Below are 19,560 nucleotides of genomic sequence, written 5' to 3'. Positions count from 1 at the left end.
GCTTACTGCTGATCATCAATTGATGCGCATGCCCTTGATAGGGCATCTGCGCACGGTTATCCCCGCAAGGCCGGGCGCGTGACGCCGAGATGGTCGCGCAATGTGGAGCCCTCATATTCCCGGCGGAATAGGCCGCGTTCCTGCAAGAGAGGTACCACCTCGCGATTAAACTCCTCCAGCCCGCCGGGGAAGAAGGGCGGCATGACGTTGAAGCCATCGGCTGCGCCGTTCTCGAACCATTGCTGCATCCTGTCGGCAACATCGCTCGCCGTTCCCATGACGATATGGTGGCCACGGCCGGCCGCGACGCGCAACGCCAGTTCTCGGATCGTGAGCTTTTCGCGCCGTGCCAGCTCGGTCAGCAACTCGGCGCGGCTGCGCAACTGGTCGGAGATGGGAAGTTCGGGCAACGGCCCGTCGAGATCATAGTCGGCCAGGCTGTGGCCGATGCGCTCTTCGAGCAGCGGCATCGCGCTCTTGATGTCCGTCCAGCGGTTCAGTTCCTTCAGCTTTTCACTCGCCTCCTCGAAACTCCTGCCGATGATCGGCATGAAGCCGGGCATCACGGCAACGCTGGCGGGATCGCGGCCGAATTTTTCGACGCGCGCCTTGAGGCTCGTGTAGAAAGCCTGCGCTTCGGAAATCGCCTGTTGGGCGGTGAAGACGATATCGGCGGTGCGTGCGGCGAGATCCTGACCCGGTCCGGAGGAACCGGCCTGGATGAGAACCGGATGGCCCTGCGGCGAGCGCGGAATGTTGAGCGGTCCCTTGACGGTGAAATATTTGCCTTCGTGGTTGAGAACATGGACTTTCTCGGGATCGACGTAGCGGCCCGCCTGCTTATCCTTGATGAAGGCGTCGTCATCCCAGCTGTCCCAAAGGCCGCGAACGACGTTCACATATTCTTCCGCCACCGCATAACGCTCGTCATGCTCGGGGTGGTCCTTGGAGAAATTCGCTGCCGTCCGTGCGTAAGAGGTGGTGACAATGTTCCAGGCCGCTCGACCATGGCTTAAATGGTCTATGGAGGCGAAGGCGCGAGCGGTGTGATAGGGCTCACCATAGGTGGTGGAAGCGGTTGCGGCCAGCCCGATCTTCTCGGTCACCATTGCCAGCGCGGCAAGCAGGGTCAACGGCTCGAAACGTGCGATCATCGAAGGATGGGCGTCGACGCCGCTGGTCAGGCCGTCAGCCAGGAAAACCATGTCAAATTTTGCCGCTTCGGCCATTTTCGTTACGCGGGTGAGCAGATCGAGGTTTTCGCTGCCGGCCTCCGCATCGGGGTGACGCCAGCCGGAAACGTGGTGTCCGGCACCCTGCAGGAAAAGGCCGAGATGCATCTGTCTTTTGCGGGTCGTGGTGGTCATGGGAATCATGCCTTCATGTCAGTCAAGTTATATTGGCGATACCAGAAGCATTTCGAGCTTCCTGAGGTCGGCTGCGGTTTTCATGGACCGCACCAAGGCCGGGATACCGGCGAATTTTTCACTGCCGCCGGTCGCGTCGGCAAATTTTTCGGCCGGGTCATCAATGCCGGGAAGCCCGTCGACGCGGCGCGATAGCACCGTACCATCCTTCTTCGTGACATCTATCACGACGAAACGGGTGGTTGGGTCTGGCGACAGGCGGCGAGCGGTCTCGTCATGCCGGCGCGAGACTTTCGCGGAAAGGCCGAGCAGGTCGGCGCGTGCCGGGCGTTCGTCGAAATGGCTGATCCCCAGTGACCCATCCGTCAGCGCCGCAGCGAAGACATATTCGGGGCTGAAGCGCGCGTCTATGCCGGTTGCGGGCGTGGCAGGGCCGACAAGCGCGGCATCGCCGCCGGGCGGGAAGGTGATGGTGACCGCCTCGATTTCTTCCGGCTGCAGCTCATGGGTGCTGCGCAGCGCCAGCGCGCCCACGGCGACGGGGTGTGCCGCGGTACAACACGGGAAGGCCTTGAGGGTTAGGCCCGGCGAGACGATCTGCCAGGGTGCGCCCCAGCCGGAGAGAACACGCTTCGGCTGCTCGGCGCCGAAGGCGAAGGCCGAATAAAAGCCGATGGAATTTTCCAGAAAATCCGGCGCGCCCTGAAAGCCGGATCGTGCCAGCCGTGCTGCGGTGAGGCCGGCACGCGTGGCAAGCCCCGCATGGAGCGGCTTGGCGTCATAACCGAATTGCAGGCGAAGCCCGGCCGATTGCGTGGCGGCGAGGCCGAGCGCCACGGCCGTTGTCTGCGGATCGAATTTCAGCAGATGAGCGATCGCCGCCGCGGCACCCATGGGGCCAAGTGTGGCGGTGGCGTGGAAACCATTTTCGTAATGTCTGGTGCCGAGCGACAGGCCAATGCGGGCCATGGTTTCCAGCCCGACGATATAGGCGGCGATGAATGCATCGGCCGTCGAGCCTTCCTCGACCGCAACAGCCAGCAGGGCTGGAACAATGGCGACGGTGGGGTGGCCGCGCACACTGCCATGGACATCGTCGTAATCAAGCACGTGACCGGCATGGCCGTTGATAAGGGCGGCGGTGAAGGCATCCGTACGCAGATCGTGGCCGACGATGCCGGCTGCGCCTTGCGTGCCTGACGTGAAGGTGTCGATCAGGATTTTCGTGCTCCTGTCGGCAGCGCCGCCCAGCACGCAGGCAAAGAAATCGATCAGTGCCGTGCGGGCAATGGTGACCGCCTCTTCATCGTGTAGCGGATCGGAAGCGGCAATGGCTCCGGCAAGACGAAGTGTGAGTTTTTCCTCCGCGACCATGCCATCAGATCCCTTCGCCGTCATTCACGCGCGCGCCCTGTCCGCCGAGACCCTTGACGAAGGCGTTGATGCGCGGATTGGTCGACTTGTAGAATATGTGCTCCGGCGTGCCCTGATCGACGATCAGGCCGTTTTCGGTGAAGACAATTTTGTCGCTGATTTCTTCGGCAAAGCGCATTTCGTGGGTAACGAGAATGCTCGTCATGCCGTCGTTGACGAGGTCGCGGATGACGGCGAGCACTTCCCCAACCGTTTCGGGATCGAGTGCCGAGGTGACTTCATCGAACAGCACCAGCTCCGGCCGCATGGCGAGCGCGCGGGCGATCGCCACGCGCTGCTGCTGGCCGCCGGAAAGCTGGCCGGGATAGGCGTCGACCTTCTGGGACAGGCGGACCTTTTCCAGCAATTCGCGGGCATGGCGCTCCGCTTCCGTTTTTGGCGTACCAAGTATTTTGATCGGCGCGATGGTGATGTTTTCCATCACCGTCAGATGCGGGAAGAGGTTGAACTGCTGGAACACGATGCCGATCCGCTTGCGCAGCGCGATGCGCTCGGCCTCGGTCTTCAGCTGGTCGACACGGGTGCCGCCGACGGTGATCTTGCCCGATTGCGGAATGAGCAGGCCGTTGATGCAGCGCAGGATGGTGGATTTGCCGGAGCCGGAAGGGCCGATGATGGAGACGGCGTCCCCCTTGTTGACGGTGAGATCAATGCCTTTCAGGACCTGGTTGTCACCAAAAGCAAGATGGATTGCTTCGAGTTCAACAAGCGGCTGGGCGTTTTGGGCGATGGATGCGGACATGGCTTGTTCCAATCAGCGGGAAGCGAAGCGCCGCTCGAGGCGCTGCGTGAAACGGGAGACGGGATAGCAGAACAGGAAGAACGCCATCAGAACGGTGAGATAGACCACCACGGTGAAATCGTTGCGCTGCACGGCGGTGCTGGCGTCGGTCGCGGCGTGAAGAAGCTCATGCACGCCGACCAGCGAGGCGAGCGCCGTGCCCATGGTGATCGATGCGTAGAGGTTCATCCACGGCGGCAGGGAGCGTTTTATACATTGCGGCAGGATGATCCAGCGCAGGGTCTGGTTGCGCGAAAAGCCCAGCCCCTGAGCGGCTTCCCATTGCGCTGTCGGAATGGACTGGATGGCGCCGCGGGTGATTTCGGCGATATGGGCGCTGGCGGGAATGGCAAGGCCCACAACCGCCTTGATCCAATCTGGAAAAGGAATGTAGTTGCCAAAGGCCACGATCTCGAAGGGGAAGATGTAAGTCGCGGCAAAGATCAGCACCAGATGCGGGGCATTGCGGAAAATCTGCACATAGGTCAGTGCCGGTGCGCGAACCAGACGGTAGGGCGCAAGCTCCATGATGCCGAGAAGAACGCCGATAAACGTGCCGATGGCGATCGCCAGAATGCTTATCAGCACATTCATGGCGAAGCCCTTGGCGAGATAGGGCAGCCATTCCAGCAGCACTTGGCCGAGCGACGGATCGAGGACCAGCCACAGGATGACGGCAACCAGGACGCCCAGCAGCAGAATGGTGCCGAAAGGCGGCTTCTTCACCGCCCGTGTTGGAGAAACCACCGCACTCATTGACCGAACCCCGGAACCGCAAGACGCCGTTCAAGCCAGAGACCGGCCCTTGCGACGATGAAATTGATGACGCTGAAGAAAACGAGGATAACGATCATCAGCTCGACCACATTGTCGCGCTGCGTCCAGATCAGGATGGAGGCATAGGTGATCTCACCCACGGCGATTGCAGAGCCGACCGTGGTGAGCTTCACCAGATTGACGAGATTGTTGATGATGGAGGGCAGCGCTGTGCGGATCGCCAGCGGAAACTCCACATAACGCAGAATCTCGAAGGAACTGAAACCGATTGCACGCGCTGCCTCGATTGTGGTGCCGGGCACCGCCTCGATGCCGCCGCGCAGCGCTTCGGCATGGAAGGCGGCAATGTGCAGTCCCGTGACCGCAACGACCCAGAAAAACGGCGTCAGCGGATTGTTCTGCGCGCCACCCAGCGCATTGGAAATCAGCATGTTGAGCACGAGGAAACCGCACATCAGCTGTACCAGCGTCGGCGTGTTGCGCGTCAGTTCCACATAGGCGCGCACGGGACCGGCGAGCCAGGTCTTCCCGGAAGTGAGCATTGCCGCGAAAATGAAGCCGAAGACGAGGCTGAGCGGCAAGGTGACGGCAACGAGGATCAGCGTCATCTTCATGCCGTCGAGCCAGATTTGAACCTCATAGCCGCTGTTCAGAAAATCATAGTTAAGGCCAAGATGCGCGGCCAGTTCTATGAAGCGCGCTGTAAATGAATCCTGCATTGGAAATCCATGCTGTTATTGCGGGTGCCGCCACGCGGGCGGCGCCAGAATGGCCTGCCATTATAAAGCAGAAAAGAACGGCAGGTGAACCGGCCGTTCCTGATGATCATGGGAACCATCTCTATGCCATCGTCCTCACCACGTTGCGGCGTGACGGGGGATGACAGGAAAGCCCTGCGCCTGACCTTTACTGCGCGGCGGACAGCTTCTTCTGCTGTTCTTCCATATAGCCGATGCTCGGCAGACGGTTTGCCTTAGCGAATTCCAGCATCTTGCCGGAAGCGTGCAATTCCTTGACGATCTTGTCGAGAGCCGCCTGCGTGTCGCTTTCACCCTTTCGCAGCCAGATCACGGAATCCGACGGTATGAGATCTGTGGGGATGAGGATGCCGTAATCCTTCCACTCATCAGCGCGGTCCTGAAGCATCAGGCTCAGCGTGCCGTTGACGTGAACGGACACATCGCAATTGCCACCCTTCAGCGCCAGCAGCGATTCCGGCTGGCTGGGCAGAGCCTTTACCTGCGCGCCATATTGCTCGATCAGCGGCTGAGTGTAGTTGGAACCTTGAGACACGCAGGCGATCTTGCCTTTCAGGTCGGACCAGTCCTTGATGCCAGAGTCTTTTCGACCGATGGCGGCGCCGCCCTGACGGTCATAGGGGGTGGGCACGTAGTCGAGCGTTTTCGCACGTTCTTCGGTGTACTGCATGTTGGCGATAAGAATATCGACCTTCCCCTGCTGCAGGAACTGCACACGGTTTGGCGGGGTCACCGTCTCAGTCACCAGTTCAACGCCGAGACCTGCGGCGAGCGCCTTGGCGACGTCGATGTTGAGGCCCTTCTGCTCCTGCGTTTTTGGGTCAATAAAGCCGAAAGGAGCGCCGGAAAGAATGACGCCGACGGTGAGCTTGCCGCGACCCTTGATGCGGTCAAGCGTTGCATCCGCATGAGCGGTGGTTGCCAGCGAGGCGATGACAACGGTTCCGGCGATGAGTTTCGCGGCAAACTTGGGGAGGGAGAAGGCCATGGGTATTTCCTTTTGCTTGTGGCTGGAACCTACATGACGGACTTGCAGAGAGCGAGAATTGGCATTGCGCAAAAAATACTATGAATAGAAACGAGTTCCAATAATGTTGTCAGGCAGAAAAAATATCCTAATAATTTAAAATCGTAGAATCTTGTTCTTTAGGTTTTAGTGGTGTGCGGCTTGTTTCAACCAAGAGGCGAGAAGCAAGCCGCACTGCCTTTCAATTATCGTCCGGCATTATAGGCCGCGATTGCTGCCATGTTGACGATATCGCTGTCCTTGGCCCCCATCGAGGTTATCTGCACCGACTTGTCGAGGCCAACGAGAAGAGGGCCGATGACGGTCGCACCGCCCAATTCCTGCAGCATCTTGGTGGAGATGGAGGCAGAATGGATGGCGGGCATGACCAGCACATTGGCGGGGCCGGAAAGGCGCGCGAAGGGATACTGGCTCTGCATGCGGTGATGGTTCAGCGCCACATCCGCCGACATTTCGCCATCGACCTCGAAATTGACGTTGCGCTTGTCGAGAATTTTCACCGCCTCGCGCACCTTGTCGGAGCGTTCGCCGACCGGCTGGCCGAAGGTGGAATAAGCGAGCATGGCAACGCGCGGCTCGTAACCGAAACGGCGGGCGAGGCCGGCTGCCTCCTCGGCGATATCGGCAAGGTCCTCGGCATTCGGCATGTCGTGCACGGCCGTGTCGGCCACGAAGACGGTGCGGTTGCGCGAGACAACGAGGGATACGCCAATGACGCGATGGCCGGGCTTGGTGTTGATGCAACGGCGGATATCTTCCAGCGCCGTCGAATAATTGCGCGTCACGCCCGTCACCACCGCGTCCGCATCGCCCATCGCCACCATGCAGGCGGCGAAGTGGTTGCGGTCGTTGTGGATCAGGCGCTGCACGTCGCGCAGCAGGAAGCCGCCGCGCTGCAGCCGCGCATAGAGGTAATCGATATAGGCATCGATCCGGCTGGAGAGGCGGGCATTGGTAATTTCGATATTGGCGCGGTCGAGATCGATACCGGCACGCTCCGCATTGGCCTTGATGATATCGTCACGGCCGAGCAGGATGGCGGTACCAAGCCCTTGAGCGGTAAACGAAATCGCCGCGCGCATGACCTGTTCTTCTTCCGCTTCGGCAAAGACCACGCGCTTGGGCGAACGACGCACACGCTCGTAAAGGCGTTGCGTGGTCGAGGCCATCGGATCACGACGGGCCGAAAGCTCGCGGGCATAAGCGTCGAGATCGGGAATTTCGCGCTGGGCGACGCCGGTTTCGATAGCGGCTTTTGCCACGGCGACAGGAATGGCGGAGATCAGGCGCGGATCGAACGGGACCGGGATGATATATTGCGGTCCGAAACGCGGGCGGTTGCCCTGATAGGCGGCGGCCACATCGTCAGGCACGTCTTCGCGGGCCAGATCCGCCAGCGCCTGCGCGGCGGCGATCTTCATGGCATCGTTGATCTGGCGGGCACGCACATCGAGCGCGCCGCGGAAGATATAGGGGAAGCCGAGGACGTTGTTGACCTGGTTCGGATAGTCGGAACGTCCCGTCGCCATGATGGCGTCATCGCGGATGCGGGACACTTCTTCCGGGGTGATTTCCGGGTCGGGATTGGCCATTGCAAAGATAATCGGCTTCGGCGCCATGGAGCGGATCATTTCTTCGCTGAACGCGCCCTTCTGTGAGAGGCCGAACACCACGTCAGCACCCTTCATGGCTTCCGCCAGCGTGCGATTGTCGGTTTTCACCGCATGCGCGGATTTCCATTGGTTCATGCCCTCGGTGCGGCCCTGATAGATGACGCCCTTGGTATCACAGAGCGTGATGTTTTCCGGGTTGAAACCCATGGCCTTGATGAGGTCCATGCATGCGATTGCGGCCGCACCCGCACCGTTGCAGACGAGCTTGGTGGTCTTGAAGTCACGTCCGGTCAGTTCGATGGCGTTGATCAGGCCGGCGGCGGCAATAATGGCGGTGCCGTGCTGGTCGTCATGGAATACGGGAATATCCATCAATTCGCGCAGGCGGCTTTCGATGATGAAACACTCCGGCGCCTTGATGTCTTCCAGATTGATGCCGCCGAAGGAGGGGCCGAGGTAACGCACGCAATTGATGAACTCATCGGCGTCTTCGGTATCGACCTCGAGATCGATGGAATCGACATCGGCGAAACGCTTGAAGAGGACCGACTTGCCTTCCATGACCGGCTTCGAGGCCAGCGCGCCGAGATTGCCCAGCCCTAGGATCGCGGTGCCGTTGGAGATGACTGCCACCATGTTGCCGCGTGTCGTATAATCGTAAGCGGTCGCCGGATTTTCGGCGATGGCTTTCACCGGCACGGCCACGCCGGGCGAATAGGCGAGTGACAGATCCCGCTGTGTTGCCATCGGCTTCGTCGGGGTGATTTCCAGCTTGCCCGGCCTGCCTTCCGCGTGGAAATCCAGGGTTTCCTGATCCGTAACCGATGTTCTTGTGCTGGCGGGCTTGGTCGTGTCGGACATGGGCTGTGTGTGCTTTCGTGTCTATAACAATGTAAAAATATCCGCCGTTGTTATTGTATTTTTCGCGCGCCTGCCAAGCCTTGAATGTTGTTCAGTGCAGCAAATTTAAGCGGGATGAAATTTGCGGCCGATTCAATCGATTAATTCCGCGTCCTGCTTGTCAAAGGCTCAGTCTGTAGGCTCGGCGGGCCATATTCACGAAGGCTTCGACATGCAGGGCAAGCGCGCCGCGCCTGACGAACAGTACGCAGTCGGACCATGCCTCCGCGCTATCGAGTGACACGGCGGCAGTGCCCCTTGCGGAAAGCACCGTGCTTTCCGGCAGGATGGAAATGCCTGCACCGGCCTCCACGAGCGCGAGAATCGTATTGACGTTGGCGATGCGCATGCCGACTTGCGGCGTGCAGCCGGCATCTTCGAAAAGCGAAAGCGCGCTGCTGCTGAGGCCGAGGCCAATCTCGTCAACCGGCAGCAGCAGTTTTTCGTGCAGGATATCGCTGACGGAGACCTGCGGGCGATTGGCGAGTACGTGACGTTCCGGCAAAGCGACGCAAAGCCTCGAGCGGTCGAACGGCATGGTTCGCAAGGTCTGCGGCAGCGTGGGAAGAGGCGCGCGGATGAAGGCAACGTCGGTCTCGCGGGTCGTCACCTGCTCGATCAGCTGTTCCATTGTCATGCCCGGCAACAGTTCAAGCGTCACGTCTGGGTGCTCGTCACCATAGCGGGTAATGAGCGCGGGTAGTTTACGCTCGGCCATGACACTGGTGCCGTAACCGATGCGCAGCGTGCCAAGCTGGCCGCGGCGGATCTGCTGCGCCCTTTCCAGCGCACTTTTGGTGCGTGCAAGTATTTCTTCCGCCTCGATGAGCATGGACTGACCGGCCGGGGTAAGTTCCACACCGCGATTGATGCGGTGAAAGAGCTTGAAGCCCAGATTTTCCTCCAGCTGTCGAATGCGCTGGGTGACGGCGGGCTGGGCAATGCCGAGCTGCAGGGCGGCGGCACGAAAGTTCCTCGCCCTTGCCGCTTCCACGAATATCGTGAGTTGACGAATATCCATCCGGAGATTTCTTTGTTTTGTCGGGTGTGATGTGATATAAGCATAGCTTATCGAAATTGCCCAGCTTGCGCATTGTCATCTTGTCGCAGGCGACGTTATACCGCAGCCAGTGTTTCGATCGTCTTTGCCGCTTTGCAGACTTTGATGGGAGAAACCGGGGAGGATTTGTTCAAGCATCTTGCCCGCCGTCCATGGGGCCGGCGGTTACCTGCAGTGAATGGGTCACGCATGACAGTCACGACGGAAGTCTTCCCCACCATTGTTCCCCGTTCAGCCGCGCCGCCTTCGGCGCATTTTCGCTTGGCCATTGCGGCCGCAGGCTGTCCCGGCATCGCCGGACGCTGAACAATCACCGGGCTTCAGCCTTTTGCGGCAGCTCTTCTAACCGGACATTCTTTCATGGGTAATCCAGCAACTTCTTTATCGCTCCCAGCCAGATTGTGGCTGTTGGTGCTCGGCGCTGTCATCGTTGCCGCAGGCCTGTTCTTCGCCATTGGCGGCGGCCAGCTTGTGGCCCTCGGCGGCAGCCTCTATTTCGTCACGGCGGGCATCGCGCTCATCGTCTCGGGCCTGCTCATCCTGCTGCGCAAGCCTGCCGGTCCGGTTCTCTTTGGCCTTGTCTTCGTCCTCACCGGCATCTGGGCGGTGTGGGAAGCCGGCTTGCACTTCTGGCCGCTCATTTCACGCCTTCTGGCGATGGGCGTCGGTGCCATTGTCGTTGCGCTCTCCTATCCTCTCCTGCGTCGCGCGGCCGGCAAGGCTCCGGCATACGGCGCCTCTTTCGCCATTGCCGCCATTCTCGCCATCGCCACCGGCGCGGGTTTTGCCGGCATGTTCGTGCCGCACCCCACCGTCGCCTTCAATGGTGAACCGGCAGCCCTGACGCCTGTCACACCGGAAACGGAGCAGAAGAACTGGGAACATTACGGCAATACATCTGGCGGCAGCCGCTTTGTTGCTCTCGATGAAATCACGCGCGACAACGTCAAGAACCTCGAAGTCGCCTGGACCTACCACACCGGCGATACCCCGATCAGCCCCGGCGCGAATGGTGCGGAAGATCAGGAAACGCCGCTGCAGGTTGGCGACACCGTGTTCCTGTGCACGCCGCATAACAATGTCATCGCTCTTGATGCAGATACCGGCGCAGAAAAGTGGAAGACGGAAATCAACGCGAAATCTTCCGTCTGGATGCGTTGCCGCGGTCTTGCCTATTTCGACGCCAAGGCGCCGCTGAAGCAGCCGACCGCACCGGGTTCCACGCCGGTTACCCCGGCGGTGGTGGCCGAGGGCGCGCTTTGCCAGCGCCGCATTCTGATGAACACCATCAATGCGGAACTGATAGCGCTCGATGCCGACACCGGCGCGTTTTGCCCTGATTTCGGCACCAACGGCCGCGTCGACCTGAAGATCGGTCTCGGCGATGCACCGGACCCGCAATATGTGTTGACCTCCGCACCTACGCTTGCCGGCACGACTGTCGTTGTCGGCGGCCGTATCGCCGACAACGTTCAGGTCGATATGCCCGGCGGTGTGATGCGCGGTTTCGATGTGGTGACGGGCGCGCTTCGCTGGGCCTTCGACCCTGGTAACCCTGATATTACCGGACTTCCGCCCGAGGGACAGACCTACACGCGTTCCACACCCAACGTCTGGGCGTCCATGTCCTATGATCCGGAGCTGAACACCGTCTTCATGCCGGTCGGCAGCCCTTCGGTGGACTTGTACGGCGCGACTCGCACACCGCTCGACCATAAATATGGTGCTTCGATGCTGGCGCTCGATGCCACCACCGGTCGCGAAAAATGGGTCTACCAGACGGTTCATAACGACCTCTGGGACTTCGACGTGCCGATGCAGCCGAGCTTCGTCGATTTCCCGAAAGCGGATGGAACCACTGTTCCGGCACTGGTTTTCGGCACCAAGGCGGCGCAGATCTATGTTCTCGACCGGGCGACAGGCCAGCCGCTGACCAAGGTTGAAGAAGTTCCGGTCAAGCCCGCCAATATTCCGAACGAGCGCTACGCGCCGACACAGCCACGCTCGGTCGGCATGCCGCAGATCGGTGCCCAGACCCTGACGGAAGCGGACATGTGGGGCGCGACCCCGTTTGACCAGCTTCTTTGCCGCCTTGCCTTCAAGGGCATGCGTTATGAGGGCCTTTATACGGCGCCGGGCACGGACCTCTCCCTGTCGTTCCCGGGCTCGCTCGGCGGCATGAACTGGGGCGGTCTTTCGACGGACCCAACCACGAACACGATCTTCGTCAACGACATGCGCCTCGGTCTCTGGATCCAGATGCAGGAAGCGGCACCGACCAAGGCTGTCGCGAGTGGCGGCGAAAGCGTCAACACCGGCATGGGCGTCGTTCCCATGAAGGGCACGCCCTATGCGGTGAACAAGAACCGTTTCCTGTCGGCTCTCGGTATACCCTGCCAGGCCCCGCCCTATGGCACGATGACCGCTATCGACATGAAGACCCAGAAGATCAAGTGGCAGGTGCCCGTGGGCACTGTCGAGGATACCGGTCCGCTCGGCATCAAGATGGGCCTTCCGATCCCGATCGGCATGCCCACGCTCGGCGGCACGTTGGCCACTCAGGGCGGTCTCGTCTTCATCGCCGGCACGCAGGATTATTATCTGCGCGCTTTCGATACGGGGACCGGCAAGGAAGTCTGGAAGGCCCGCCTTCCGGTCGGCAGCCAGGGCGGCCCGATGAGCTACAAGTCTCCGAAGACCGGCAAGCAATATATCGTCATCTCAGCTGGCGGCGCACGCCAGTCTCCTGACCGTGGCGACTATGTCATCGCCTATGCATTGCCGCGCTGACGCTTGCGTCACGCCTCACTTGAAGCCGGCCCCGGGAGCAATCCCGGGGTTTTTATTTGCTCTGCATCGATCCGCGCGAAGAAATCGAGCGGAACCTCACCTGTCGCGTGGCGTTAGGAAAGCGTGCCGGGGCAGACACCCAGCTGTTCACCAAGCTTTCACAAGGGGGATTTATGAGCTTGCGCTTGTCCGCCCATGAACCGATGATGGCGGTATTGGGAAATATGTATATTGTCCGGCGCGCCGGGAAATTTTTTGACGTTGGAAAGGTTTTATTGTGAAGGAACAATCTCGAAAGATCACGCCGGTTCTTCTGGCCGGTGGTGCTGGCTCCAGGCTATGGCCGGTCTCGCGCGATCAGTTGCCCAAGCAGTTTCAGCCGCTGGTCGGCAATCTTTCGACCTATCAGCAGACCCTGCAGCGGGTGGGTGACGAAACGCTTTATTCCGAGCCACTCGTCATCACCAACGAGGATTTCCGTTTTTTTGCCCGCCGTCAGGCGGAAGAGATCGATCTGCCGGCCACCGTGGTGCTTGAGCCCGCCCGCCGTGACAGCGCAGCCGCCATGGCCGCCGCCGCCGTGCTGGCCGAGCGCCGTGAGCCCGGATGCCTGGTTCTGGCGCTTGCTGCCGACCATGTGGTGCTCGATGCCGACAAGTTTTCCGATGCCGTGAAACTCGGCGCCAAAGCAGCCGATCAGGGCAATATCGTCGTCTTCGGCCTGGTGCCGACGGAGCCGCGCACCTCCTATGGTTACATCAAGCCGGGCGAGGCGATTGATGGTGAAAAGGATCTGAGCAAGGTCGAGGCCTTCGTGGAGAAGCCTGACATGAAGACGGCGATCTCCTATCTCGAAAAAGGCTATCTCTGGAATTCCGGAAACTTCCTGTTCCGCTCCGACGTGATGATTGCCGAACTGGAGGCCTTTGCGCCGGAAATTCTGGCCGCGGTAACGCAGTCCGTCGAGCAATATGAAAGCGACCTCGGCTTCGTGCGTCTGCATCAGGAAAGCTTCGAAGCCTCGCCCAAGAATTCCATCGACTATGCCGTGATAGAGAAGACCAGGCGCATGGCTGTCGTGCACGGCCATTTTCGCTGGTCGGATATCGGCAGCTGGGACGCGATCTGGGAGATCGCCGACAAACACAGCAATGACAATGCGCTGGAAGGCAACGGCGTCTTCATCGATTCCGAAGGCTGCCTCATCCATTCGACGCAATTGCTGACGACGGTGGTGGGCGCGAAGGACATGGTGGTGGTGGCCACCAAGGATGCGGTTCTGGTGGTGCCGAAGAACCGGGTGCAGGACGTGAAGGGTCTGGTGGAGACGCTGAAGGACGGCGAACATGCGCCACAGACGCAGACCCACAAGCGCGTTTACCGGCCCTGGGGTTACATCGAACACATGTATGTGGACGAGCGTTATCGGGTTGGTCATATCACCGTCGATCCCGGCCACCGCATCTCGTTCCAGAAACACTATCACCGCTCGGAACACTGGATCGTCGTCAAGGGAACGGCCACCGTGACGATTGGTGACGAGACCCGGCTGCTGACGGAAAACCAGTCGGTCTATATCCCGATCGGCCAGCCGCACCGTCTTGCCAATGAGGGGCAGATCCCGCTCGAACTGGTCGAAATCCAGACCGGAGCCTATATCGGTGAGGACGATGTCATCCGCATCGAGGATGATTACAAGAGGCAATAGGCGTTACCTACGCCAAGAGAATAAGCGAAGCGGACGTCTGCCCGCTTCGCCTTTTGGTTCAAGCCGCCAGTGCATTTATACAATGTGCAAAGCCATGAGAGAGAATTGCCGCCTCCAGTCCCCGGCGCCAAAATAGCCATCCGAAGATGAGTCCGGGAATAAAATTCCCGGTCAGCACTGCAAGGACGAGTGCCGGCCGGGGCTGCGCGGCAATGGTAAACAGAAACGGCAGATGACCAGTGGCGAACAGAGCGGCAGCGATCACGATGGCGGCCCACATTATGAACGCTCGGACCTGCCCGCCTCCTGTAGAGCGCCAGAGAATCCACGCGAAAAACGACATCATGCCCCATCGGGTCAATAGCTCTTCGGTGACGCCGCCATAGAGAAGCCGGGTGGCCAGGGGAATGTCAAATCTGGTCATATTTGCCATGGTTGCTGCATCTGTGACCAAGGGCAGGATCGCCGACGAATAAACGATCATCACAATGGCAACGGCAACACCCGCAGCAAGTGCAGGAGGCACTTGTTTTCGCAGTACCGCACGCGGATCGCCGCCCGTCAGCCAGCTATCGATCAAAGGCGCATGGAGCTCGATTTTTGCGGCGAGGGCTTGGCCGGTGGCGACCGAGGCGACGGTCAGGACTGCTGGTTGGAGGAGTATCAACAGGCGCATCGCCATTGAAACCTGCTGCCCCGGTATGAGCTGCTCAAACGCGGCGAGTAAGAGCGATGCGACACCGATCAATCCCATGATCACGAGAATATGCCAGCGTTTCATTGTCTCTTGCACCTGTTTGCTTGCTGCGCAGGGTTTTTAAACCAGTGGCATTGCGTGTGGATTACGGTGCGCAAGCCCCTCTACGGTCCGCCTGTCAGGCGAATTTTGCCATCCTTCGAGACGCCGCTTAATGCAGTAACGAGATTCGTATTTTAGGCGGTTGCCTAATCAAAAATCTTCGCATACGTTCCACCTGCAACGTTTCAGTGAGGGAGGAGACTCATGCGAATGCGTGTTATTTCTGCGGCTTTTCTGGCCAGCGTGATGATTCCGGCGGGCTTTGCCGGGGCCACTGATCTCGAGGTGACCCATTGGTGGACATCGGGCGGCGAAGCCGCGGCGGTGGCCGAACTGGCCAAGGCTTTCGACGCGACCGGCAATAAATGGGTGGACGGCGCGATTGCCGGTTCGGGCGGCACGGCCCGGCCGATCATGATCAGCCGCATCACCGGCGGCGATCCGATGGGCGCTACCCAGTTCAACCACGGCCGGCAGGCGGAAGAACTGGTGCAGGCCGGCCTGATGCGGGACCTGTCCGACGTTGCCGAAAAGGGTAAGTGGAAAGAGGTCATCAAGCCGGCGAGCCTGCTCGACAGCTGCACCATCGACGGCAAGATCTATTGCGCGCCGGTCAATATCCATTCGTGGCAATGGCTGTGGCTTTCCAATGCGGCTTTCAAGAAAGCGGGCGTCGAAGTTCCGAAGAACTGGACGGAATTTGTCGCGGCAGCGCCGGCGCTGAAAAAGGCCGGTATCCAGCCGCTCGCGCTTGGCGGCCAGGCATGGCAGGCGAACGGCCTGTTCGACACGCTGACGCTTTCGATCGGCGGAAAGGACCTTTATCAGAAGGTCTATGGCGACAAGGATGCCGAAGCGGCGGCTGGTCCTGAAATGGCAAAGATTTTCGCGGCTGCCGTCGAGGCGCGCGACATGGCCAAGGGCACCAATGTTCAGGACTGGAACCAGGCCACCAACATGGTCATCACCGGCAAGGCCGGCGGCCAGATCATGGGCGACTGGGCCCAGGGTGAATTCCAGCTCGCCAACCAGAAAGCCGGCACTGATTATTCCTGCCTTCCTGGCCTTGGCCTGAGTGAATACCTGACCACGGGTGGCGACGCCTTTTATTTCCCCGTTTTGAAGGACGAGGCGAAAACCAAGGCGCAGGATGTTCTTGCCGCGACCATCGTTGATCCGAAAACGCAGGTTGCCTTCAACCTGAAGAAAGGCTCGCTGCCGATCCGCGGCGACGTCGACCTGAATGCAGCCAATGACTGCATGAAAAAGGGCCTGGCAATTCTGGCCAAGGGCAATGCGCTGACCAGCACCGACCAGCTGATTTCCGCCGATACGCAGAAACAGAAGGAAGATCTGATGGCGGAATTCTTCGCGGGCTCGATGTCGGCGGAAGACGGCCAGAAGCGTTTCGCGGACATTATCGGTTCGGCTGACTGATCGTAATCTCTTCGGATCGGGAGCGGTTCGCCGCTCCCCTACCAACGTCCGGGCTATGCCAGGATAACAGGCAATGGCCGGAGTTTCTCGCGGCGAGCCCCGTGCTCGGCCGTTGACTGTAACGTTACAGGAGAAGGTAACATGGCAGGTCAAGCGCGCTCACGGCGGCCCAACCAGCTTTTCCGCAATCTCAATTCGAAGATTGCCTCCATTCCGATGATACTGACCGCCGTGGTGATCTTTCTTGGCGGCACGGTCTGGACGGTGGTTTATTCCTTCACCAATTCCAAGCTTCTGCCGCGGGCGAACTTCATCGGTTTCGATCAATATGAGCGGCTGTGGGCCGCGCCGCGCTGGATCGTCTCAATCCAGAATCTGGCGATTTACGGCATCCTGTCGCTAATTTTCAGCCTTGTCATCGGCTTCGTGCTGGCGGCGTTGATGGATCAGAAAATACGTTTTGAAAACGCGTTCCGCACCATCTTCCTATATCCTTTCGCGCTGTCCTTCATCGTTACCGGCCTCGTCTGGCAGTGGCTGCTGAACCCGGAATTTGGCATCCAGTCCGTTGTCCGTTCGCTTGGCTGGGAAAGCTTCACGTTCGACCCGCTCTACAATTCCGAGATCGTTATCTATGGCATTCTGATCGCGGCGCTCTGGCAGGGCACGGGGCTCGTCATGTGCCTGATGCTGGCCGGTCTTCGTGGCATTGATGAAGACATCTGGAAGGCGACGCGCGTTGACGGCATTCCGATGTGGAAAACCTACACCCTCATCATCATACCGATGATGCGTCCCGTCTTCATCACCACGCTCGTCATCATCGCCAGCGGCATCGTCAAGGTCTACGACCTCGTGGTGGCGCAGACAAGCGGCGGCCCGGGAATCGCGTCCGAGGTCCCGGCAAAATATGTCTATGACTACATGTTCCAGGCGCAGAATCTGGGGCAGGGCTTTGCCGCCTCTACTATGATGCTCCTGACGGTTGCGATCATCATCATTCCATGGGCCTACCTTGAATTCGGAGGCAAGAAACGTGGCTAATCTCAGCACATTGAACACGGTTGTTGCCGCCAACGATGCGGTTTCCAATGAGCTCTCCGGCCCGCGCGGCAAGAAGCCAAGGAAAACCTTTTCCCGCCGCAACATCATTCTCTACGGCACATTGTTCGTGGCTGCTGCCTATTACCTGCTGCCGCTATACGTGATGGTTGTTACCTCGCTGAAGGGCATGCCGGAAATCCGGCTCGGCAACATTTTCGCACCGCCGGTGGAGATTACCTTCGAGCCTTGGGTCAAGGCTTGGGCAAATGCCTGTACAGGGCTGAATTGCGACGGGCTTTCGCGGGGCTTCTGGAACTCCGTACGCATCCTCGTGCCGTCGGTCGTCATTTCCATCATCGTCGCCTCCGTCAGTGGCTATGCCATGGCGAACTGGAAGTTCAAGGGATCGGAGTTGTTCTTCTCCATCCTCATCATCGGCGCCTTCATTCCCTATCAGGTGATGATTTATCCGATCGTTATCGTGCTTCGCGAACTGGGCATTTACGGCACACTGAGCGGCCTCGTCATCGTTCACACCATCTTCGGCATGCCGATCCTGACGCTGCTTTTCCGCAACTATTTCGCCTCGCTGCCGGAGGAACTCTTCAAGGCGGCGCGGATCGATGGTGCCAATTTCTGGCAGATTTATTTCCGCATCATGCTGCCCATGTCATTGCCGATCTTTGTGGTGGCGATGATCCTGCAGGTGACCGGCATCTGGAACGACTTCCTGTTCGGCGTGGTGTTCACGCGGCCGGAATATTACCCGATGACGGTGCAGCTCAATAACATCGTCAACTCCGTGCAGGGCGTGAAGGAATACAACGTCAACATGGCCGCAACCCTTTTGACCGGGGCCGTGCCGCTGATCGTCTATTTCCTCTCCGGCAGGCTTTTCGTCCGCGGCATTGCTGCAGGCGCAGTAAAAGGTTGAGCTATATGAACAAAAGCGTTTCCATCCGCGATCTTTCGCTGTCCTTCGGCGCCGTTACCGTGCTGAAAGACCTCAATCTCGATATTTACGACGGCGAATTCCTCGTGCTGCTCGGCTCTTCCGGTTGCGGCAAGTCGACCCTTCTCAACTGCATCGCCGGCCTTCTGGAGCCGACCGACGGACAGATATTCATCAAGGACCGTAACGTTACCTGGGAAGAACCGAAGGATCGTGGCATCGGCATGGTGTTTCAGTCCTATGCGCTCTATCCGCAAATGACGGTGGAAAAGAACCTTTCCTTTGGCCTTCAGGTCGCCAAAGTGCCGAAAGAGGAAATTGACCGCCGCGTCAAAAGGGCAGCCGGCATCTTGCAGATCGAGCCGCTGCTGAAACGCAAGCCGGCCGAACTTTCCGGCGGTCAACGCCAGCGCGTGGCGATCGGCCGGGCACTGGTGCGGGATGTGGATGTCTTTCTGTTCGATGAACCGCTCTCCAACCTCGATGCCAAGCTACGCTCGGAGCTTCGCGTCGAAATCAAGCGGCTGCACCAGTCGCTGAAGAACACCATGATCTATGTGACGCACGACCAGATCGAGGCGCTGACGCTGGCTGATCGCATCGCCATCATGAAAAGCGGCGTCATCCAGCAGCTGGCTGACCCTGTCACCATTTACAACAAGCCACGGAACCTGTTCGTCGCAGGCTTCATCGGCTCGCCCTCGATGAATTTCCTGCGCGGCGAGCTGATCGAAAAAGACGGCAAGGTGGTCTTCACCACCAATGGCGTGACTTTCGCACTTGACGGTTATCATGCGGAAACGCCGCTTGTCGCCGGTCGCGCAGTGGTTCTGGGCGTTCGCCCCGAACATGTGCGCGTTGATGCCGATATCGTCGGCGGGGAGGTGCACGAGGCGATCGTCGATATCGAAGAGCCGATGGGCGCCGACAATCTGATCTGGCTTAAACATGCCGGGCATACCATGTCCGTGCGCGTTGGCGGCCACAGACGGTTTTCACCCGGCACCAAGGTGCGCCTTGGCCTCGACATGACCATGGCCTCGCTGTTCGACGCGCAAAGCGAGGAACGGCTCTAAAGGGCGCTGACCACTCCCACACATTCCCAAGAACCAC

At 59.6% G+C, this 19,560-nt stretch carries 16 protein-coding genes; 7 read left to right on the top strand and 9 right to left on the bottom strand.

Features of this window, described 5'->3' with window-relative positions:
- Positions 1–56: 56 nt before the first annotated feature.
- From AGR2A_RS17115 to AGR2A_RS17080, 8 genes are all read right to left on the bottom strand, one after another.
- Positions 57–1,376, bottom strand: coding sequence for an LLM class flavin-dependent oxidoreductase (locus AGR2A_RS17115; RefSeq protein WP_042936156.1), 1,320 nt, complete (start codon positions 1,374–1,376; stop codon positions 57–59).
- A gap of 18 nt (positions 1,377–1,394) precedes the next feature.
- Positions 1,395–2,741 carry an MmgE/PrpD family protein gene (locus AGR2A_RS17110; protein ID WP_004438455.1) on the bottom strand — a complete coding sequence of 449 codons (1,347 nt, stop codon included), beginning with the start codon at positions 2,739–2,741 and terminating at the stop codon, positions 1,395–1,397.
- 4 nt (positions 2,742–2,745) lie between these two features.
- Entirely contained in the window at positions 2,746–3,543 is a 798-nt protein-coding gene (locus tag AGR2A_RS17105; protein ID WP_004438459.1) for an amino acid ABC transporter ATP-binding protein, read from the bottom strand.
- 12 nt (positions 3,544–3,555) lie between these two features.
- Positions 3,556–4,338, bottom strand: coding sequence for an amino acid ABC transporter permease (locus AGR2A_RS17100; RefSeq protein WP_006698607.1), 783 nt, complete (start codon positions 4,336–4,338; stop codon positions 3,556–3,558).
- On the bottom strand, positions 4,335–5,078 hold the full coding sequence (locus tag AGR2A_RS17095) for an amino acid ABC transporter permease (protein ID WP_035208545.1): 744 nt from the start codon (positions 5,076–5,078) through the stop codon (positions 4,335–4,337). Before AGR2A_RS17095 ends, AGR2A_RS17100 begins: the two co-directional genes overlap by 4 nt.
- A 187-nt stretch (positions 5,079–5,265) precedes the next feature.
- On the bottom strand, positions 5,266–6,105 hold the full coding sequence (locus AGR2A_RS17090) for a transporter substrate-binding domain-containing protein (RefSeq protein ID WP_004438468.1): 840 nt from the start codon (positions 6,103–6,105) through the stop codon (positions 5,266–5,268).
- Between the two features lie 224 nt (positions 6,106–6,329).
- Positions 6,330–8,618: an NADP-dependent malic enzyme gene (locus AGR2A_RS17085; protein ID WP_080823239.1), complete on the bottom strand. Its 2,289-nt coding sequence runs from the start codon at positions 8,616–8,618 to the stop codon at positions 6,330–6,332.
- Positions 8,619–8,778: 160 nt separating this feature from the next.
- A complete protein-coding gene (locus tag AGR2A_RS17080) occupies positions 8,779–9,678 on the bottom strand; it encodes a LysR family transcriptional regulator (protein WP_080823238.1) in 900 nt (299 codons plus the stop codon).
- Positions 9,679–10,077: 399 nt separating this feature from the next.
- Here AGR2A_RS17080 and AGR2A_RS17075 point away from each other — a divergent pair, with 399 nt between their 5' ends.
- The 3 genes from AGR2A_RS17075 to AGR2A_RS17065 are packed head-to-tail and all read left to right on the top strand — an operon-like array spanning position 10,078 to position 14,215.
- Complete coding sequence (locus AGR2A_RS17075) at positions 10,078–12,507, top strand: glucose/quinate/shikimate family membrane-bound PQQ-dependent dehydrogenase (protein ID WP_080823237.1); 2,430 nt, start codon at positions 10,078–10,080, stop codon at positions 12,505–12,507.
- A 56-nt stretch (positions 12,508–12,563) separates the two neighbouring features.
- Complete coding sequence (locus AGR2A_RS17070) at positions 12,564–12,788, top strand: hypothetical protein (protein ID WP_035208549.1); 225 nt, start codon at positions 12,564–12,566, stop codon at positions 12,786–12,788.
- Positions 12,785–14,215 carry a mannose-1-phosphate guanylyltransferase/mannose-6-phosphate isomerase gene (locus tag AGR2A_RS17065; protein ID WP_004438481.1) on the top strand — a complete coding sequence of 477 codons (1,431 nt, stop codon included), beginning with the start codon at positions 12,785–12,787 and terminating at the stop codon, positions 14,213–14,215. The genes AGR2A_RS17070 and AGR2A_RS17065 overlap by 4 nt, the downstream gene beginning before the upstream one ends.
- 58 nt (positions 14,216–14,273) lie before the next feature.
- Here AGR2A_RS17065 and AGR2A_RS17060 read toward each other — a convergent pair whose 3' ends face one another.
- The gene (locus AGR2A_RS17060; RefSeq protein ID WP_072493593.1) at positions 14,274–14,996 is read right to left on the bottom strand and encodes a CPBP family intramembrane glutamic endopeptidase; all 723 of its coding nucleotides are present in this window, start codon (positions 14,994–14,996) and stop codon (positions 14,274–14,276) included.
- 222 nt (positions 14,997–15,218) lie between these two features.
- On the opposite strand from AGR2A_RS17060, the gene AGR2A_RS17055 reads away from it, so the two are divergent.
- From AGR2A_RS17055 to AGR2A_RS17040, 4 genes are all read left to right on the top strand, one after another.
- On the top strand, positions 15,219–16,451 hold the full coding sequence (locus AGR2A_RS17055) for an ABC transporter substrate-binding protein (RefSeq protein WP_034498262.1): 1,233 nt from the start codon (positions 15,219–15,221) through the stop codon (positions 16,449–16,451).
- 141 nt (positions 16,452–16,592) lie between these two features.
- Positions 16,593–17,495 carry a carbohydrate ABC transporter permease gene (locus AGR2A_RS17050; RefSeq protein WP_004438488.1) on the top strand — a complete coding sequence of 301 codons (903 nt, stop codon included), beginning with the start codon at positions 16,593–16,595 and terminating at the stop codon, positions 17,493–17,495.
- Positions 17,488–18,429 carry a carbohydrate ABC transporter permease gene (locus AGR2A_RS17045; RefSeq protein ID WP_004438490.1) on the top strand — a complete coding sequence of 314 codons (942 nt, stop codon included), beginning with the start codon at positions 17,488–17,490 and terminating at the stop codon, positions 18,427–18,429. Before AGR2A_RS17050 ends, AGR2A_RS17045 begins: the two co-directional genes overlap by 8 nt.
- A 5-nt stretch (positions 18,430–18,434) precedes the next feature.
- Positions 18,435–19,523 (top strand): ABC transporter ATP-binding protein, encoded by a 1,089-nt coding sequence (locus tag AGR2A_RS17040; RefSeq protein ID WP_044459817.1) that lies wholly within the window; start codon positions 18,435–18,437, stop codon positions 19,521–19,523.
- The last annotated feature ends 37 nt before the right edge of the window (positions 19,524–19,560 follow it).

This window comes from Agrobacterium genomosp. 2 str. CFBP 5494 (assembly GCF_900013495.1).
Lineage (GTDB): Bacteria > Pseudomonadota > Alphaproteobacteria > Rhizobiales > Rhizobiaceae > Agrobacterium > Agrobacterium pusense.
This window is presented reverse-complemented; position numbering and strand designations above follow the sequence as displayed.

Excerpts from the sequence above, each read along its gene's own strand:
- AGR2A_RS17050 (WP_004438488.1), top strand. The coding sequence starts at position 16,593 with ATGGCAGGTCAAGCGCGCTCACGGCGGCCCAACCAGCTTTTCCGCAAT.
- AGR2A_RS17085 (WP_080823239.1), bottom strand. The coding sequence starts at position 8,618 with ATGTCCGACACGACCAAGCCCGCCAGCACAAGAACATCGGTTACGGAT.
- AGR2A_RS17055 (WP_034498262.1), top strand. The coding sequence starts at position 15,219 with ATGCGAATGCGTGTTATTTCTGCGGCTTTTCTGGCCAGCGTGATGATT.
- AGR2A_RS17060 (WP_072493593.1), bottom strand. The coding sequence starts at position 14,996 with ATGAAACGCTGGCATATTCTCGTGATCATGGGATTGATCGGTGTCGCA.
- AGR2A_RS17040 (WP_044459817.1), top strand. The coding sequence starts at position 18,435 with ATGAACAAAAGCGTTTCCATCCGCGATCTTTCGCTGTCCTTCGGCGCC.
- AGR2A_RS17075 (WP_080823237.1), top strand. The coding sequence starts at position 10,078 with ATGGGTAATCCAGCAACTTCTTTATCGCTCCCAGCCAGATTGTGGCTG.
- AGR2A_RS17080 (WP_080823238.1), bottom strand. The coding sequence starts at position 9,678 with ATGGATATTCGTCAACTCACGATATTCGTGGAAGCGGCAAGGGCGAGG.
- AGR2A_RS17100 (WP_006698607.1), bottom strand. The coding sequence starts at position 4,338 with ATGAGTGCGGTGGTTTCTCCAACACGGGCGGTGAAGAAGCCGCCTTTC.
- AGR2A_RS17110 (WP_004438455.1), bottom strand. The coding sequence starts at position 2,741 with ATGGTCGCGGAGGAAAAACTCACACTTCGTCTTGCCGGAGCCATTGCC.
- AGR2A_RS17090 (WP_004438468.1), bottom strand. The coding sequence starts at position 6,105 with ATGGCCTTCTCCCTCCCCAAGTTTGCCGCGAAACTCATCGCCGGAACC.
- AGR2A_RS17115 (WP_042936156.1), bottom strand. The coding sequence starts at position 1,376 with ATGATTCCCATGACCACCACGACCCGCAAAAGACAGATGCATCTCGGC.
- AGR2A_RS17095 (WP_035208545.1), bottom strand. The coding sequence starts at position 5,078 with ATGCAGGATTCATTTACAGCGCGCTTCATAGAACTGGCCGCGCATCTT.
- AGR2A_RS17105 (WP_004438459.1), bottom strand. The coding sequence starts at position 3,543 with ATGTCCGCATCCATCGCCCAAAACGCCCAGCCGCTTGTTGAACTCGAA.